11 protein-coding genes, 1 pseudogene and 1 other annotated feature are annotated in these 16,043 nt (G+C 69.3%); of the genes and pseudogenes, 6 read left to right on the top strand and 6 right to left on the bottom strand.

Features of this window, described 5'->3' with window-relative positions; all coding sequences use genetic code 11:
- Position 1 precedes the first annotated feature (1 nt).
- Together SGCZBJ_RS26510 and SGCZBJ_RS11445 are read right to left on the bottom strand one after the other, a co-directional pair.
- Positions 2-108: pseudogene (locus SGCZBJ_RS26510) on the bottom strand (hypothetical protein); the annotation flags it as partial.
- Between the two features lie 37 nt (positions 109-145).
- Positions 146-1,261, bottom strand: a complete 1,116-nt coding sequence (locus tag SGCZBJ_RS11445) for an acyl-CoA dehydrogenase family protein (RefSeq protein WP_101718136.1) — start codon at positions 1,259-1,261, stop codon at positions 146-148.
- Between the two features lie 142 nt (positions 1,262-1,403).
- On the opposite strand from SGCZBJ_RS11445, the gene SGCZBJ_RS11440 reads away from it, so the two are divergent.
- Positions 1,404-1,955 carry a hypothetical protein gene (locus SGCZBJ_RS11440; protein ID WP_101718135.1) on the top strand — a complete coding sequence of 184 codons (552 nt, stop codon included), beginning with the start codon at positions 1,404-1,406 and terminating at the stop codon, positions 1,953-1,955.
- A gap of 110 nt (positions 1,956-2,065) precedes the next feature.
- On the opposite strand, the gene SGCZBJ_RS11435 is transcribed toward SGCZBJ_RS11440, so the two are convergent.
- From SGCZBJ_RS11435 to SGCZBJ_RS11425, 3 genes are all read right to left on the bottom strand, one after another.
- The gene (locus tag SGCZBJ_RS11435) at positions 2,066-2,719 is read right to left on the bottom strand and encodes an OmpW/AlkL family protein (RefSeq protein WP_101718134.1); all 654 of its coding nucleotides are present in this window, start codon (positions 2,717-2,719) and stop codon (positions 2,066-2,068) included.
- An 83-nt stretch (positions 2,720-2,802) separates the two neighbouring features.
- Positions 2,803-3,711, bottom strand: a complete 909-nt coding sequence (locus SGCZBJ_RS11430) for a hypothetical protein (RefSeq protein ID WP_101718133.1) — start codon at positions 3,709-3,711, stop codon at positions 2,803-2,805.
- 51 nt (positions 3,712-3,762) lie between these two features.
- Positions 3,763-4,599, bottom strand: coding sequence for a hypothetical protein (locus tag SGCZBJ_RS11425; protein WP_133149235.1), 837 nt, complete (start codon positions 4,597-4,599; stop codon positions 3,763-3,765).
- A gap of 180 nt (positions 4,600-4,779) precedes the next feature.
- Between SGCZBJ_RS11425 and pepN the strand changes: the two genes are divergently transcribed.
- The 4 genes from pepN (at position 4,780) to SGCZBJ_RS11405 (ending at position 11,445) form a co-directional block, all read left to right on the top strand.
- The gene (pepN, locus tag SGCZBJ_RS11420) at positions 4,780-7,371 is read left to right on the top strand and encodes an aminopeptidase N (RefSeq protein WP_101718131.1); all 2,592 of its coding nucleotides are present in this window, start codon (positions 4,780-4,782) and stop codon (positions 7,369-7,371) included.
- A 342-nt stretch (positions 7,372-7,713) separates the two neighbouring features.
- Positions 7,714-10,182: a cell cycle histidine kinase PleC gene (gene pleC, locus SGCZBJ_RS11415; protein WP_101718130.1), complete on the top strand. Its 2,469-nt coding sequence runs from the start codon at positions 7,714-7,716 to the stop codon at positions 10,180-10,182.
- Positions 10,183-10,266: 84 nt separating this feature from the next.
- A complete protein-coding gene (locus SGCZBJ_RS11410) occupies positions 10,267-11,019 on the top strand; it encodes a hypothetical protein (protein ID WP_133149234.1) in 753 nt (250 codons plus the stop codon).
- Between the two features lie 48 nt (positions 11,020-11,067).
- On the top strand, positions 11,068-11,445 hold the full coding sequence (locus SGCZBJ_RS11405) for a VOC family protein (protein ID WP_101718128.1): 378 nt from the start codon (positions 11,068-11,070) through the stop codon (positions 11,443-11,445).
- Positions 11,446-11,478: 33 nt separating this feature from the next.
- Here SGCZBJ_RS11405 and SGCZBJ_RS11400 read toward each other — a convergent pair whose 3' ends face one another.
- Positions 11,479-12,927 carry a SulP family inorganic anion transporter gene (locus tag SGCZBJ_RS11400; protein WP_101718127.1) on the bottom strand — a complete coding sequence of 483 codons (1,449 nt, stop codon included), beginning with the start codon at positions 12,925-12,927 and terminating at the stop codon, positions 11,479-11,481.
- Between the two features lie 45 nt (positions 12,928-12,972).
- Positions 12,973-13,026, bottom strand: a sequence feature (sul1 is cis-regulatory element that is thought to sense ions involved in sulfur or methionine metabolism; They are found in Alphaproteobacteria).
- A gap of 69 nt (positions 13,027-13,095) precedes the next feature.
- Here SGCZBJ_RS11400 and SGCZBJ_RS11395 point away from each other — a divergent pair.
- Positions 13,096-15,960: a M14 metallopeptidase family protein gene (locus tag SGCZBJ_RS11395; RefSeq protein WP_420808160.1), complete on the top strand. Its 2,865-nt coding sequence runs from the start codon at positions 13,096-13,098 to the stop codon at positions 15,958-15,960.
- The last annotated feature ends 83 nt before the right edge of the window (positions 15,961-16,043 follow it).

The raw sequence follows: 16,043 nt of genomic DNA, 5'->3' as shown, positions 1-16,043 counted from the left end.
ATCAATCTCCGTCATCCCGGACGACCTGAAAGGTCGATCCGGGACCCAGAGCCGGCGCACTGCGGCTGCTCCTGGGTCCCGGCTCTCCGCTTCGCTCCGGCCGGGATGACGAAGAAAGGCGGAGGAGAAAGGGTGGGCTCGAACGCTAGGCCGCGTTCTTCTTCTCGAGCTCGCTGACCAGCCGCTCCTTCCAGAGCCTCGGCGAGCCGGCGACCAGGGAGAGCTGCCGCGAGCGGCGGTAATAGAGGTGGCAGTCCACCTCCCAAGTGAAGCCCATGCCGCCGTGCACCTGGACGCTTTCCTTGCTGGCGAACCAGAAGGCCTCGGAGGCGGCGATGCGGGCGGCGGCGGCTGCCGTGGGCAGTTCGGAAGCGTCGTCGTTAAGGGCCCAGGCGCCGTAATAGGCGTTGGAGCGGGCGACCTCGTTCTTGACGTACATGTCGGCCAGCTTGTGCTTGATGGCCTGGTAGCCGCCGATCACGCGGCCGAAGGCGTAGCGGCCAAGCGCGTACTCCTTGGCCATCTCCAGGCAGCGGTCGGCGCCGCCCAGCTGTTCGAAGGCCAGCAGCACGGCGGCGCGGTCGAGGATGGCCTGGACGAGGTCGAAGCCCTCGCCCGCCCCGCCCAGCCGCTCGGCGGCCGCGCCGTCGAAGGTCAGGCGCGCGACGCTTCGGGTGGGGTCCAGACTCTCGAGCGTCTCGCGCTTCACGCCCTCGCCCGTCAGGTCGACCAGGAAAAGGCCAGGCTTGCCGCCTTCGCTGGCCAGCACGATGGCGACGTGGGCGATGTCGCCGTCGGTGACGGGGATCTTCACGCCGGAAAGCTTGCCGCCCTCCACCCGGGCCGACAGGGCCGAGGGGGTGAGGACGCCGGGGCCTTCACTGACCGCCAGGGCGCCGATCAGCTCGCCCGCGGCGACGCGGGGCAGGATCGCGGCCTGCTGGGCGGTCGTGCCGTGGGCCATGACGGCCTCGGCCAGGATGTAGACGGTGGAGGCGAAGGGGATCGGCGCGACGGCCCGGCCCAGCTCCTCGGCGATGGCGCACAGCTCGACGCGGCCAAGGCCCAGCCCCCCGTGCTTCTCGGGGATGGCCGCGCCCAGCCAGCCCTGCTCGGCCACAGCGGCCCACAGGGGCGCGTCGTAGCGCTTGGCCGGATCGTCGAGCACGCCGCGCACCACCGCGGGCGGACAGCGGCCGCCGAGGAACTTGCGGGCCTCGTCCTTGAGGAACTTCTGGTCGTCGGAATAGTCGAAATCCACGGCCGTTTTCTCCCTTGGCCGTTCTTGTCGACGGCCGTTGGAAGCGACGATGAACCACGTTTACGTGCGTGGAAAGATTGACCCGGCGTCAAGAATTTCAGGTTCTTATGGCGCCCCAGTATTTGGAGCCGTTCGAGATCCCATGGCCAAGACCGTCTATCAGCGGAACCAGAAGGTTTGGGTCGAGAGCGTCGGCGCCTGGGCGACGATCGAGAAGATCGTGCCCATCTGGGCCAAGGGCTTCGACGAACCGGTGCGGGTGACCTACGACGTGGGCCTGGGCCGCGAGTTCCTGGCCCATGAGCTGAAGCCCGAAGACAAGATGGATCCGCAGGAAGGCGGCGTCCTGTCCAACTGGCGGGTCCTGAGGGCGCGCAACAAGTGGCAGCAGGAAAGCGACTGCCTGCACCACCCCTTCCCCGGCACCTATCCGGTGGTGGTCACCGACCCCAACGACTGGGGCGGCTGGCGCACGCCGGGGGCCGAGTACGACCGCGACCCGCGCAAGATCGAGTTCCAGGCCAGGCTGATCGCCGCCGCCCCGCGCCTGCACGCCCTGTCGCGCGAGATCATGACCCTGGTCGGCGACCATCCCGAGGACGCGCCCCCCGCCCTGCTGGCCCTGGCCCAGAAAGCCGCGGCCATCGAGCGGGAGTTGCACGAGACCCCGGCGGCGGGGACGGTGGAGGGCTGAGCCAGGCGAAAACCACGCCCTTCGACAAGCTCAGGGTGAGGTTTTCTACTGCACGGCCCCAAAAATGGTCCTCATCCTGAGCTTGCCGAAGGACGAGGACCACGCACCGCCTAGAACCGCCGCCCCACGCCCACCGACACCACCATCGGGTCCAGGTTCACCTTAGACTTCAGGGCGCCGCCGTTGATCTTGGCGTCGGTCTCGAACCACACCTTCTTGACGTCGACATTGACGACGTACGGCCCCTTCACGGCGATGTCGGCGCCCGCCTGCAGGGCGTAGCCGAAGCCGTCGTCGAGATCGACGGTGAAGCCGTTCCTGTCCTTGCCGCTATAGAAGATCATGTAGTTCACGCCCGCGCCGACATACGGATTGAACCGGGCCTTGGGCGCGAAGTGGTACTGGGCCGAGACCACCGGCGGCAGCACCCAGGTCTTGTGCACCACGACGTCGGTTCCAGGCCCCACGGCCTTGACGGTGTGCTGGGTCGTGCCGGCGATCACCTCGATGGCGAGCTTGTCGGTGAGGAAGTAGGACACTCCCAGCGTCGGCATGACGTCGTCCTTGACGTCGGCCTTGAGGCCGCTGGCGGCGCCGGCCGCGGTGACGATCGGGTCGCCGGCGTCGGGCGAGACGCTGGTGGCGCGCAGGTTGACCTGCCAGGTCCCCTTGGCGGCGGGCGTGAAGGCCTCCTGGGCGTGGGCGCCGGTCGCGGCGGCGGCGAGCGTCAGGCCGGCGGCGAGAGCGAGGCGGAGGGCGGTCATTGGTCTTATCCCCTTGGACTTCGACGCGTCGAGGCGTCGGAAGGGGTGATGCGCCCGCCCGCGCATCCGGACATTGATCCGCCTCAAGCCCTCGAGAAGCGGCCCTCCTTCCAGGCGCGCCAGGTCAGCCAGACGACGGCCAGGACGCAGCCCGCCAGCAGCGGGACCGAGCTTTCCGGGCCGCCCTCGCCTCTCAGCCAGGCGATCAGCACGCCTCGCCCCGGCTCGTAGATGAAGGCCTCGGTAGAGTCATAGCCGCACTGCAGCGAATAACCGCCGATGACCGCGCCCACCAGCGCGCCCCAGCCCATGAACAGGCCCAGCCCCAGCCACAACCGCTGGCGTCGCAGCCAGACGAGGGCGAGGATCGCCCCGCCCAGGGCCGCGTTCGCGCGCTGGATCGGCGGACGCTCCACGTCAAACGAAAGGATCCAGAAAGCGGCGAGCGCCGCGAGCACGACGCCCACGGCCGGTCCCAGCGCCTGCGTGCCCAGCCGCGCGATCCCGCCCTGCACCATCAGGCCCAGCAACAGGCCCCCGAACGCTCCCTGGGAAAGGCCGGTGGCCAGCGCCCAGCGCCAGTCGACGAGAGGCGGCGGCCGCCAGACCACGCCGCCGCTCAGGGTGAGCACGCCCATCAGGAGGCCGAAGGCGATCACGGCCAAGGCGATCCCACGCCCCAGTTCGGGAAGCGCCGGGGCCAGGGCCAGCTCGGACGGCCAGCGCCTTTCGGCCAGCCGAACCAGCAGGACATAGGCTCCGACCGCGGCCGCGATCGACGCCAGGGCGGCCAGGGGCCCCGCAACCAGGTCGATGTAGAACCTAGCGCCGGAAACAGGGCTGAAGGCCAGGTCGATCCCGACATCAACGGCCCCCATCGTGACGAACCCCGCGATGAAGGGCGCCGCCGTCAGGATCATCGCCCAGACCAGGATGACGATCCGGCGGCCCGGGGCAATACGGCCCGGCGACGGAGCAAGCGCGTCGGACATGGATCCAAACCTTCCCAATCGAGTTCGCCGTCCCGGAGCGCCCTCGCCGCCTCAAGCGCGCGAAAAGCGGCCTTCCTGCCAGGCGCGCCAGGCGAGGAAGCCGGCCGCCAGCGCTCCGCCGACCAGCGCCGGGACCGAGGTGTCGGGCCCGCCCGGTCCGCGCAGCCACGAGATCAGCGGCCCCTGCTCCGGCGCGAAGATGAACGCCCGCGCGGCGTTGCCGTCGTCCCCGTGGTAGAAGCCGCCCCTGACGACCGTCATGAGCCCGTCCCAGGTCGCGACGATGCCCATGCCGAGCCACAAGCGTCCAAGGCGTACAAAGACGAGGGCCAGCATCAGCCCGTCGATCAGTGCGCCGAGTTGCGCATTGACGTGCACGCGTCCACCGGTCCACCAGGCCGCCGCAAAGGCGGCCGCGACGACGCCGAACACCGGCCCCTGCGTTTGGGCCAGCAGCCGGGTCAGCACGCCCTGAAGCACGATGGCCGTCAGCACGCCGGAAGCGATCCCGAAGGCCAGGCCGGCGGAGATGTGGCCAAGCCAAGTCTTCAAAGGCGGCGGGCGCCACGCGATCGCGCCGGCCAACGTCAGGACGACCATCAACAGGAGGAAGGCCGCAGCGGCCAAGCCCACACCTCGCGCGGCCTCGATCCAGGCGCCGCGCGGCGCGAGCTCGACGACGGCGCGTCGCTCGACCAGACGCACCAGCAGCCAGTAGACGCCGACGAAAGCGATCCCGGCGAGCGGCGAGGCGAGCGACATGTACAGGCGCAGGGCCTCGTCGCTCAGCGATGCTTCCGGCCGCAGGATGACGAACAGGCCGACCACGAGCGGGCTGACGCTCTTGTAGACGCCGAAGCCCGCGATGAAGACGGCCGCGGCCAGCACGGGCGCCCAGACCAAAGCCCCCAGGACGCGGAATGGCGCCCCCTCCGGCCCAGGCTCGGAATTGGCGACCTCTGACACTTGCAAACACCCCCCGGTTACATCGCCAACTTAACCGATAAATCGACAAGCCGCGCAACCGGCGGCCTCGCCCCCGACCCGACGGGCGACTACATTGGCCGGATGCGCACCGAAACGCCCCAGCCGATCCGGCTCTCCGACTATCGCCCGTTCCCGTTCGAGATCGAGACGACGCAGCTGTCATTCCAGCTGGCGCCGTCCGCCACGCGCGTGACCGCCACGCTGAAGGTGCGCCGCACGGGCGCGGCCGGCGAGGCCCTGGCGCTGAACGGCGAGCGGCTGGCGCTGAAGTCGATCGCCATCGACGGCCAGGCCCTGAGCGCCAACCAGTACGCGCTGGACGACGAGCGACTGGTGATCGCCGAGGTCCCCGACGCCTTCGAACTGACCACGCAGGTCGAGATCGATCCGTCGGCCAACAAGGCCTTGATGGGCCTCTACATGTCGGGCGGCCGCTTCTGCACCCAGTGCGAGGCCGAGGGCTTCCGCACCATCACTTTCTTCCCCGACCGGCCGGACGTGCTCAGCCGCTACACCGTGCGGATCGAGGCCGACGCGACCTTCGAGCACCTGCTCAGCAACGGCAACCTGATGGAGGCCGGCGAGCTGGAAGGCGGCCGCCACTACGCCGTCTGGAACGACCCCTTCCCCAAGCCGGCCTACCTGTTCGCCCTGGTCGCCGGGCGGCTGGACGTGCTGGAGGACAGCTTCGTCACCATGAGCGGCCGCACCGTGGCCCTGAAGGTGTTCGTCGATCCTGGCCAGGCCTCGCGCGCGGCCTATGCCCTGGACGCCCTCAAGCGCTCGATGAAGTGGGACGAGGAGGCGTTCGGCCGCGAATACGATCTGGACCTCTTCATGATCGTGGCCGTGCGCGACTTCAACTTCGGGGCCATGGAGAACAAGGGGCTGAACATCTTCAACTCCTCGCTGCTGCTGGCCGAGCCCGAGACGGCGACCGACTTCGACTACGAGCGCATCGAAAGCGTCGTCGCCCACGAATACTTCCACAACTGGACCGGCAATCGCATCACCTGCCGCGACTGGTTCCAGCTGTGCCTGAAGGAAGGCCTGACGGTCTTCCGCGACCAGAGCTTCAGCGCCGACATGCGCGGCGCGGCCGTGCAGCGGATCAAAGACGTCAAGGCGTTGCGCGCCCGGCAGTTCGCCGAGGACGCCGGCCCGCTGGCCCACGCCGTGCGGCCGTCGAGCTATCTGAAGATCGACAACTTCTACACCGCGACCATCTACGAGAAGGGCGCGGAGATCATCCGCATGCTGAAGACCATCCTGGGCGCCGACGCGTTCCGGGCCGGCCTTGATCTCTATTTCGAGCGCCACGACGGCGAGGCCACGACGGTCGAGGCCTTCATCGCGTGCTTCGCGGAAGCCTCGGGGCGCGACCTGACCTCGTTCTTCGCCTGGTACGAGCAGGCCGGCACGCCCGCCGTGTCGCTGACCCACGCCTACGACGCCGCCGCCCAGGCGCTGTCGATCACCCTGACCCAGAAGACCGCCCCCACCAGCGGCCAGCCCGTCAAGAAGGCGCTGCCGATCCCGGTGACCATCGGCCTGCTGGCCCAGGACGGCCGCCCGCTGCGCGACAGCGAGGTGGTGCTGCTGGAGGGCGAGAGCCTGACGGTGCGCTGGGAAGGCGTGGCGGAGGCCCCCGTGATCTCGGCCCTGCGCGGTTTCTCGGCCCCTGTGACCCTGACCACCGACGCGCGCAGCGCCGACGCCTATGTGCTGTTCGCCGCCGACCCGGACCTCTTCAACCGCTGGGAAGCCGGCCAGGGCCTGGCCCGGGGCCTGATCCTGGCCCGCGCCGCCGGGACGCCCGACGAGGTCGGCGAGGAACGCTACGCCCAGGCCCTGGGCCAGGCGCTGGACGATCCGGCCGCTGATCCGGCCTTCAAGGCCCTGCTGCTGGCCCTGCCGACCGAAGGGGATCTCGCCCTGGCGGTCGAGCCCGCCGATCCGGCCGCGATCCACGAAGCTCGCGGCGCCTTGCGCGCCCGCATCGCCGTGCACCTGGGCGAGCAGTTGGCCCGCATCCACGGCGCCATGCAGGGCGACGGCGAGTTCTCGCCCGACGCGGCCTCGGCCGGTCGCCGGGCGCTGCGCAACGCCTGCGTCGACCTGCTGTCCGCCGATCCGCACGCCGACAACGTCCAGCGCATCGTCGGCCACTTCGAGGCGGCCGCGGCGCTGACCGACGCCATGGGCGGCCTGTCGGCCCTGCTGGCGGTAGGCGGCGAGCCCTGCGAGACGGCCCTGGCCGCCTTCCACGCCAAGTGGCGGCACGAGCCGCTGGTGCTGGACAAGTGGTTCTCGGTCCAGGCCCGCGATCCGTCGGACAACGCGCTGAAGCGGGTGCTGGCCCTGACCGAGCACGCCGACTTCGACGCCGGCAATCCCAACCGCTTCCGCGCCCTGGTGCAGGGCTTCGCCAGCGCCAACCCGGCGCGGTTCCACGACGCCAGCGGCGCGGGCTATCGCTTCCTGGCCGACCAGATCCTGGCGGTGGACGGCTTCAACCCGATGACCGCCGCCCGCCTGGTCGAGCCGCTGGGCGGCTGGCGGCGCTACGTTCCGGCGCTGGGCGACCTGATGCGCCGCGAACTGGAGCGCGTGCAGGCCGCGCCGGGCCTGTCGAAGAACGTGCTGGAACTGGCGACACGGGCGCTGGAGTAAGCCGCCTGCGGCGGCCCCCTCAGTCGCTCCGCGACAGCTCCCCCAGCGGGGGAGCATCTGGGCGCTCAAGATCCTCCCCCGTGGGGGAGGTGGCCCGGAGGGCCGGAGGGGGTCTTACCGCGAGAGCTTGAGGTGATTCCTCCGCGCAACGGTTGCGACCAAAGCGCTCATCCCCGCTTATTCGCCTCTCCCCCGGGTGACGGCGCATGAACGGGTACGGTAGATTCACCATGTCGGCGAACTGACTCGCCTGGGGTGCTAGAGGTTCAAGCGTTGCGAATTGGCGGGGCGAAACCCGGAAGGCCGGCCAAGGCCGGACTTTCGGCTGCGGGCGTGGCCCGCATGCGCGCCGCCCGGTCGTCGCAGGCCTATGTCCGCATCGTGATCCTGGCCGCGCTGCTGCTGCTGGCCGTCTACACCGCCCTTGGCCTGCACAGCCTGCAGAAGGAAGCCTCCGCTCCGCCCGGCGGCGCGGGCCTGGCCGCCGAGGCCCAGATCCTTTCCGGCAAGGTCGAGACCAACCTGGCCGCCCAGCGCGCGGGCCTATCGGCCGCCGCCGACATGTTGGAGCGCGACCCGACCTCGGCCATCGACGCGGCCGAAACCGCCCTGCGCGCCGCCGGCGGCGAGGCCATGGCCGTGGCCGTGACCACCAGCGCCGAGGTGCTGGCCGTCGCCGGTCGCGACCCGTCGGCCGACTGGCGCATGGCCGCCAAGGCCGCCTCGGCCTCGGGCCGCAGCGTCTGGGTCGGCGGCGTCGGCCGCAGCGGCCGCCTCTATGTCGCCATGGCGGCCCAGACCAGCGCCGGCCGCGGCTATGTCATCGCCGCCGGCGATCCCTCGCGCCTGCTCGGCGAACCGGGCAAGGAGCGCTCGGTCGCGCTGTTCCTGGCCGACGGCGGCCTGCTGGTCGGCGCCGGGCGCGCCGTGCAGGGCGCCGCCAGCCTCAGCCAGGCCTACACCCTTTCCGTCGAGGACCTGCAAGGGGGCGCGGCCGCCCTCACCGGTCGCGGCGTCGACGGCTCGAGCCTGGACGTGGCCTTCGAGCCCCTGGCCCAGGGCGCCGTCATCGTCGCCGTCAGCACCCCCAGCCACACCGTGGCCAATGTCGATCGCCGCGTCATGGAAGGCGCGCTGAACCTGCTGATCCCGCTGGCCGCCGGCATCGCGCTCGCCCTGATCCTGATGCTGCAAAGCCGCCGCGCCGAAAGCGCCCAGAAGGAGTTCATCGACAGCGAACAGCGCTTCCGCCTGGCCGTCGAAGCGGCCCGCTGCGGCATCTGGGAATGGGACCTGCGCTCGGACGAGGTCTACATGTCCGACGTCACCGGCGCGATGTTCGGCTGGGGCGGCGGCGGCGTGGCCCCCGGCCAGGACCTGGTCGAGCGGATCTCGGCCGACCACCGCGACCGGGTGCGCCAGGCGCTGGCCAACGCCGCCCAGTTCGGCGCCTTCGACGTGTCGTTCCGCATTCCCGCCCGCGAGCACGGCGGCCGCTCGATCTGGGTGGACGCCCGCGGCCAGGGCTTCGGCAAGCCGGGCGAGGACGGCTATTCGCGGATCATCGGCGTGGCGCTGGACGTCACAGAGGAGCGCCTGGCCCAGGCCCGCGCCCAGGCCGCCGAGAACCGCCTGCGCGACGCCATCGAAAGCGTGTCGGAGGCCTTCGTGCTCTGGGATCGCCAGGGTCGCCTGCTGATGTGCAACAGGAACTACCGCAACGTCTTCTCGCTGGAGCCCAAGCTCCTGAAGCCCGGCGCGGCCCGCGCCGAGGTCAACCGCTTCGCGGCCCTGGCCATCCGCCAGGAGATCCCCGACCCCACCGGCGCCAAGGGCGTGCGCGAGGCCGAGCTGAACGACGGCCGCTGGATCCAGATCAGCGAGCGGCGCACGGCCGAGGGCGGCCTGGTCATGACCGCCGCCGACATCACCGCCATCAAGACCCAGGAAGAGGCCCGCCGCCGCAACGAGGAGCAGCTGCAGAACGCCGTCGCCGGCCTGGAGCGCAGCCAGGAGCAGCTGGCCGAGCTGGCCCGCAAGTACGAGATGGAGAAGGTCAAGGCCGAGGGCGCCAACAAGGCCAAGAGCGAGTTCCTGGCCAACATGAGCCACGAGCTGCGCACGCCGCTGAACGCCATCAACGGCTTCTCCGAGATCATGATGAACGAGATGTTCGGCCCGCTCGGCGACCAGCGCTACAAGGGCTACAGCCTCGACATCCACAATTCCGGCCAGCACTTGCTGGCCCTGATCAACGACATCCTCGACATGTCGAAGATCGAGGCCGGCAAGATGGCGCTGAAGTTCGAGCCGCTGCACCTGGAGGACGTCACCGAGGACGCCGTGCGCCTGGTGCGCAACCGCGCCGAGGCCGCCGGCCTGAAGCTCGAGGTCGACTTCCCGCCCCTGCCCGAGATCGAAGCCGACTATCGCGCGGTCAAGCAGGTGCTGCTGAACCTGTTGAGCAACGCCATCAAGTTCACCCCCCGCCAAGGCCGTGTCGTCGTCCGCGCCGAGATCCGCCGCGACCCGCTGGGCGAACGCGTGAAGGTGTCGGTCACCGACACCGGCATCGGCATCGCCGCCGAGGACCTGGCCCGCCTGGCCCGTCCGTTCGAGCAGGTCGAAAGCCAGCACTCCAAGACCACTCAAGGCACCGGCCTTGGCTTGGCGCTGACCAAGTCGCTGGTCGAGATGCACGACGGCGCGCTGGAGATGGTCTCGACCCCAGGCGACGGCACCACCGTCAGCTTCACCCTGCCGATCAGCCAGAGCAGCCCGATGCAGGTGCGCGACTACGCGGTGGCCTAAGGCGCCCGAGACGAAAACGACCCAACAAGCTTGACCGCTTGCGGCAACAGCTAAACTCTCGCTTGCAGTAGCAGGAGAGACTTCTTGAAGATGGTGCGTTTTCCATATGCGTGCAGGCTCGCCCTAGGACTGGCGCTTCTGGCGCTTTCGACGGCCGCCGCAGCGGCCGAAGCCGACAAGGCGAAGGCCCTCGAGAACATCACCGTTCCGCAGGGCTCGACGCTTATTCTGAACCCTGGCTTGACGCTAATAGGCCAGCTGCAGCTCGGGCCCGGTGCGCAGATCATCACCAGAGGCGCTTCGGTGCAGTTGCAGATCCAGGTCCTGATCATCGAAGACACGGCCGAGCTAATAGCCAACACCCCCGCGGGGCTCAACACCGGCCCAATCGAGCTGACGGTCGGCGCCGTGGCCGGCAGCGGTCTCTCGATCCTCAACGCCGGGACGCCGGGCTTGCCAGGCCCGAATGCCTCGCCTCGCGACCAATCCACCTGCGCAGCCGACGCCGCCGCCTCGGCGGGCAACCCCGGCGGGCCGGGACAGAACGGTGGTGACGCGGGCAGTGTCTCCATCTCCACCATATCGCAGTCGAACTTGGCGGCCTTCCAGGTGCTCACAGACACGAACGCCGCCGGGCAGCCTCAGGATTGCGGCGGCCACATCTGCGGGGGTTTCGGCGGTCCAGGCGGCGCGGGCGGCAGCGGTGTTCCCGTCCAGCCCGCATGCGACAGCAACGCCCTCGGACCGAACGGTCCCCAAGGCGCGGCGGGGGCGACAGGCCACAATGCGCAGTTCAAATCCCAGGTCACGTGGGGTGGGTCCATCGCCAAACCCTAGCTTTCGCGGCAGGATTCGCGGAAAGCACCTCGCGGGGAGTGAAAGACCATGCCGGCCGCCTCCGGAACGCCCGTCGCCTTCGTCCATGTCAGCGACCGCCAGCGCGCGCTGGACTTCTATGTCGGCAAGCTGGGCCTTGTGGTCCGCAGCTCCGATCCGTTCGGCGACTTTCTTGAGGTCGGCGCGGCGCTGATCCGCCTGACCGCCCTGCCCGACTACAAGGCCGGCGCCCATCCGGTGTTCGGCTGGCACGTCGAGGACATCGAGGCCGGCGTGCGGGCGCTAACCGACAGGGGCGTCGCCTTCACGATCTACGAGGGCTTCGGCCAGGACGCCCTGGGGATCTGGACCGCCCCGGGCGGGGCGGCCAAGGTCGCCTGGTTCACCGATCCCGACGGCAACGTGCTGAGCCTTTCGCAGGGGTGAAAGTGTTCCCGCTCCCAGAGGGAGAGTGGGTTCTCAGTGCGCCGCCAGCCTGGCCACCAGCGCCGCGCCCGCCTCGTCCAGCCCCACGACCTCGACCGCCGCGCCCTGGCGGCGATAGCGCAGCACCACCTTGTCGAGCGCGCCGACGGCGGTGAGGTCCCACAGGCGCACGGCGGTCATGTCGATCTCGACGCTGGTGGGATGGCCGTGGAACTCGAAGCCGGCGGCGAACAGTTCGGCCGAGACGAAGAACAGCTGGCCTTCGACGACGTAGCGGCGGGCGGTCTGCGTGCTGTCGGAGCGCTCGGCGACGTTGATCATCTTGCCGACCTTGCGGGCGAAGAACAGCACGCTGAGCAGCACGCCCAGCACGACGCCCTTGGCCAGGTCGTGGGTGATCAGCACCGTCACGGTAGTGGCCAGCATGACGATGGTCGACTGCAACGGCGTCGAGCGCAGCTTGCGCACCGAGTTCCAGTCGAAGGTGGTGAAGGCCACCATGATCATCACCGCTACCAAGGCGGCCATCGGGATCTTCGCCACCCAGTCGCGCAGCACCAGGATCAGGATCAGCAGGAACAGGCCCGCCCAGAAGGTCGACAGGCGCGATCGGCCGCCGGACTTCACGTTGATGATCGACTGGCCGATCAGCGCGCAGCCGGCCATGCCCCCCAGCAGCGGCGAGACGATGTTGGCGATCCCCTGCCCCCGGGTCTCGCGGTCCTTGTCGGATGGGCTGTCGGTCAGGTCGTCGAGCAGGTTGGCGGTCAGCAGGCTTTCCAGGAGGCCCACGAACGCCAGGGTCAGCGAAACCGGGGCGATGATCTTCAGGGTCTCGAGCGTCAGCGGCACGGCCGGCAGGTGGAAGCCGGGCAAGGCGGTCGGCAGATGGCCCATGTCGCCGACGGTGCGCACCGGCAGGTTCAGGGCGATAGCCACGGCGCTGAGCGCCAGGATCGCCACCAGCGACGAGGGCACCGCCTTCGTCAGGCGCGGGAAGAGATAGATGATCGCCAGGCCCGCGCCGACCAGGGCGAAGGTCTGCCAGTTGCCGCCGATCAGCTGGGGCAGCTGGGCCATGAAGATCAGGATGGCCAGGGAGTTGACGAAGCCGCTCATCACCGAGCGCGAGACGAACTTCACGTAGCGGCCCAGGCGCAGCAGGCCGATGACGATCTGGATCACGCCAGTCAGCAGGCTGGCGGCGAACAGGTACTCGACGCCATGCTCGCGCACGAGGCCGCCCATCAGCAGCGACATGGCGCCGGTGGCAGCCGAGATCATCGCCGGCCGGCCGCCGACGAAGGCGATGGTCATGGCGATGACGAAAGAGGCGTAGAGCGTCACGGCCGGATCGACGCCGGCGATGAACGCGAAGGCCAGGGCCTCGGGGATCAGGGCCAGGGCGACGACCGTGCCGGCCAGCAGGTCGCGGCCAGGATTGGCGAGCCATTGCTGGCGCGTCTTGGCGAGGAAGCTCATGGGATCGGTCTTGCGTGGTGCGGCGGCGCGCGATCGCGCCGCGAAGGTTTCCCGAGGGATCGGCGCCCGGGGTAGCCATCCGGCGAGGCCGGATCCGTTGTGCGGCCTGCTGATGCCGCATCCGGCCGCGCGGGGCAAGCGCCCCGTCCGCGAACTATTTTTCCGTCGATGGTGGCCCAACTTGCGGTTTCGTGCTCCGCCTGCGTCAAGCTTAGGGGGCCGGCGAACAAGCACGCCCCGCTTTGGTGGATGGGGAGTGCGATGACGCGACACGTAGCGATGGCCGGGGCCGCCCTGGCGCTGGTGATGACTTTCGGCGGCCAGGCCGCCTACTCGGCAGAGATCACCCCGCCCGCCCAGGCCTTCGCCCAGGACCCGGGCAGCGACTACTTCCTGGCCGACTACACCGCCTATGAGGCCTATCTGAAGACCCTGGCCGGCCAGTCCGACCGCATGAAGCTGGTCGACATCGGCAAGTCCGAGGAAGGCCGCACCCAGTGGGTGGCGATCGTCTCCTCGCCCGCCAACCTGGCAAAGCTGGACGAATACAAGGCCGTCGCCCGCAAGCTGGCCAAGGGCGAAGTCAGCAAGGAAGAAGCCGAGAAGCTGGCCGCCACCGGCAAGGCCGTGGTCTGGATCGACGCGGGCATGCACGCCACCGAAACGGTGACCTCGCAGGGCCAGATCCAGGTTCTGTACCGGATGCTGACCAAGACCGATCCCGAGACGATGCGCATCCTCGACGACGTCATCGTGCTGTTCGGCCACGACAATCCCGACGGCATGGAGCTGGTCTCGGACTGGTACATGCGCAACCAGGATCCGCAGAAGCGCGAGTACAACTCGATCCCGCGCCTGTACCAGAAGTACGTCGGCCACGATAACAACCGCGACAGCTTCATGTCGCAGATGTCGGAAACCACCAACGTCAACAAGGTGCTGTTCCGCGAGTGGTATCCGCAGATCATCTACAACCAGCACCAGCCGGCCCCGAACGGCATGGTGGTGTTCGTCCCGCCGTTCCGTGACCCCTTCAACTACAACTACGACCCGCTGGTCATGACCTCGCTGCAGGAAGTCGGCATGGCCATGCACAGCCGCCTGGTGGCCGAGGACAAGCCCGGCTCGGGCGCCCGCAGCGCCGCCCCCTACTCGACCTGGCACAACGGCATGGAACGCTCCATCGCCTACTTCCACAACGCCGTGGGCCTCTTGACCGAGATCACCGGCTCGCCGACGCCGATGCCGCTGAACCTGGTGCCGGACGTGCAGCTGCCCAACGGCGACCGCCCGATGCCGGCCCCGCCGCAGACCTGGCATCTGGCCCAAACGGTCGAGTACCAGTGGAGCCTGGACCGCGCGGTGATGGACTACGCCTCGCGCAACCGCGAGCGCATGCTGTTCAACATCTGGAAGATGGCCAGCAACTCGATCGCCAAGGGTTCGAAGGACAGCTGGACCATCACCCCGACCGAGATCGACGACCTGAAGGCCGCCGGCGCCAAGGTGAAGTTCGAGGGCCGCGTCACCGGCTCGCCGACTTCGGCCTCGGTCGATCCGTCGCTCTACAAGACCATCCTGCAGGCCCCGGAAAAGCGTGACCCGCGCGGCTACATCCTGACCGCCGACCAGGCCGACAAGCCGACCGTGGTGGCGTTCCTGAACGCGCTGATCAAGGCCGGCGTCGACGTGGACGAGGCCACCAAGCCCTTCACCGTGGCCGGCAAGACCTATCCGGCCGGCTCCTATGTGGTGAAGACCGCCCAGGCCTATCGCCCGCACATCCTCGACATGTTCGAGCCGCAGGACCACCCGCACGACGCCGAGTATCCGGGCGGCCCGCCCAAGGCCCCCTACGACGTCACCGGCTACACCCTGGCCTACCAGACGGGCGTGAAGTTCGACCGCGTGCTCGACGGCTTCGACGGACCGTTCCAGCGCGTGCCCGACCTGATCGCCGTCAAGCCGGGCGCCGTGAAGGGCTCGGGCAAGGCCGGCTGGCTGATCGACCACGCCCCCAACAACGCCTTCACCCTGACCAACCGCCTGCTGAAGGCCGGCGCCCAGGTCTCGTGGCTGAAGGACGGGGCCAAGGCCGGCAAGCAGAGCTTCGCCGCCGGGGCCATCTGGGTCCCCTACTCGCCCGCCGCCGCGCAGGTGATCGGCGCCGGCGTCAAGGAACTGGGCATCGACGCCTGGGCCGTCGGTTCGAAGCCGGGCGGCTCGGCCCTGCCGCTGAAGCCGATCCGCGTGGGCCTGGTGGACGTCTATGGCGGCTCTATGCCTTCGGGCTGGAACCGCTGGATGTTCGAGAAGTTCGAAGCCCCCTTCCAGGTGGTCTATCCGCAGCGCCTGGACGCCGGCGACCTGGCCAAGGACTTCGACGTCCTGGTGTTCGCCGACGGCGTGGTGCCGGCCACGCCCGGCGGTCCGTTCCGCGCCGGCCGCGGCTATCCGCAGCCCAAGGCCGAGGAGATCCCGGCCGAGTACCACAGCTGGCTCGGCACGGTGTCCGACGAGACCACCATCCCGCAGCTCAAGGCCTTCGCCGAGAACGGCGGCACGGTGATCGCCATCGGCGCCTCCACGCGCCTGGCCACCGCCTTCGGCGCGCCGGTCGAAGTCGCAACGGCCAAGACCGAGAACGGCAAGCTGGTGGGCCTGTCGACCAAGGAGCTCTACATCCCCGGCTCGGTGCTGCGGGCCAAGGTCGACGTCACCCAGCCGCTGGCCTACGGCATCCCCGCGGACGTGGACATCTTCTACGATCGCTCGCCGACCTTCACCCTGAAGTCGGACGCCAAGGGCGTGTCGAAGGTCTCGTGGTTCGACACCGACAAGCCGCTGCGCAGCGGCTGGGCCGTCGGCCAGGAACGCCTGAAGGACACCACGGCGATCCTCGACGTCGACGTCGGCAAGGGCAAGCTGTTCGTCATGGGTCCGGAAATCACCCAGCGGGCGCAGTCGTACGGGACCTTCAAGTTCCTGTTCAACGGCATGCTGTACGGGCCGGCGGTGAGCGCGGGGAAGTAGGCTCCAGAGCCTGAAAATGGAAAAGCCCCGGTCGCAGGACCGGGGCTTTTTTCTTGGGAACCTCCCCCCTGTGGGGAGGTGAT

It is taken from the genome of Caulobacter zeae, assembly GCF_002858925.1.
Lineage (GTDB): Bacteria > Pseudomonadota > Alphaproteobacteria > Caulobacterales > Caulobacteraceae > Caulobacter > Caulobacter zeae.
The sequence above is the reverse complement of the archived record's forward strand: the minus strand, read 5'-3'. Positions and strand labels throughout refer to the sequence as shown.

Bases quoted from the DNA above. Each gene is read 5' to 3' on its own strand.
- SGCZBJ_RS11430 (WP_101718133.1), bottom strand. From the start codon at position 3,711: ATGTCCGACGCGCTTGCTCCGTCGCCGGGCCGTATTGCCCCGGGCCGC.
- pleC (WP_101718130.1), top strand. From the start codon at position 7,714: ATGCGCGCCGCCCGGTCGTCGCAGGCCTATGTCCGCATCGTGATCCTG.
- SGCZBJ_RS11435 (WP_101718134.1), bottom strand. From the start codon at position 2,719: ATGACCGCCCTCCGCCTCGCTCTCGCCGCCGGCCTGACGCTCGCCGCC.
- SGCZBJ_RS11395 (WP_420808160.1), top strand. From the start codon at position 13,096: ATGGTGGCCCAACTTGCGGTTTCGTGCTCCGCCTGCGTCAAGCTTAGG.
- pepN (WP_101718131.1), top strand. From the start codon at position 4,780: ATGCGCACCGAAACGCCCCAGCCGATCCGGCTCTCCGACTATCGCCCG.
- SGCZBJ_RS11440 (WP_101718135.1), top strand. From the start codon at position 1,404: ATGGCCAAGACCGTCTATCAGCGGAACCAGAAGGTTTGGGTCGAGAGC.
- SGCZBJ_RS11400 (WP_101718127.1), bottom strand. From the start codon at position 12,927: ATGAGCTTCCTCGCCAAGACGCGCCAGCAATGGCTCGCCAATCCTGGC.
- SGCZBJ_RS11405 (WP_101718128.1), top strand. From the start codon at position 11,068: ATGCCGGCCGCCTCCGGAACGCCCGTCGCCTTCGTCCATGTCAGCGAC.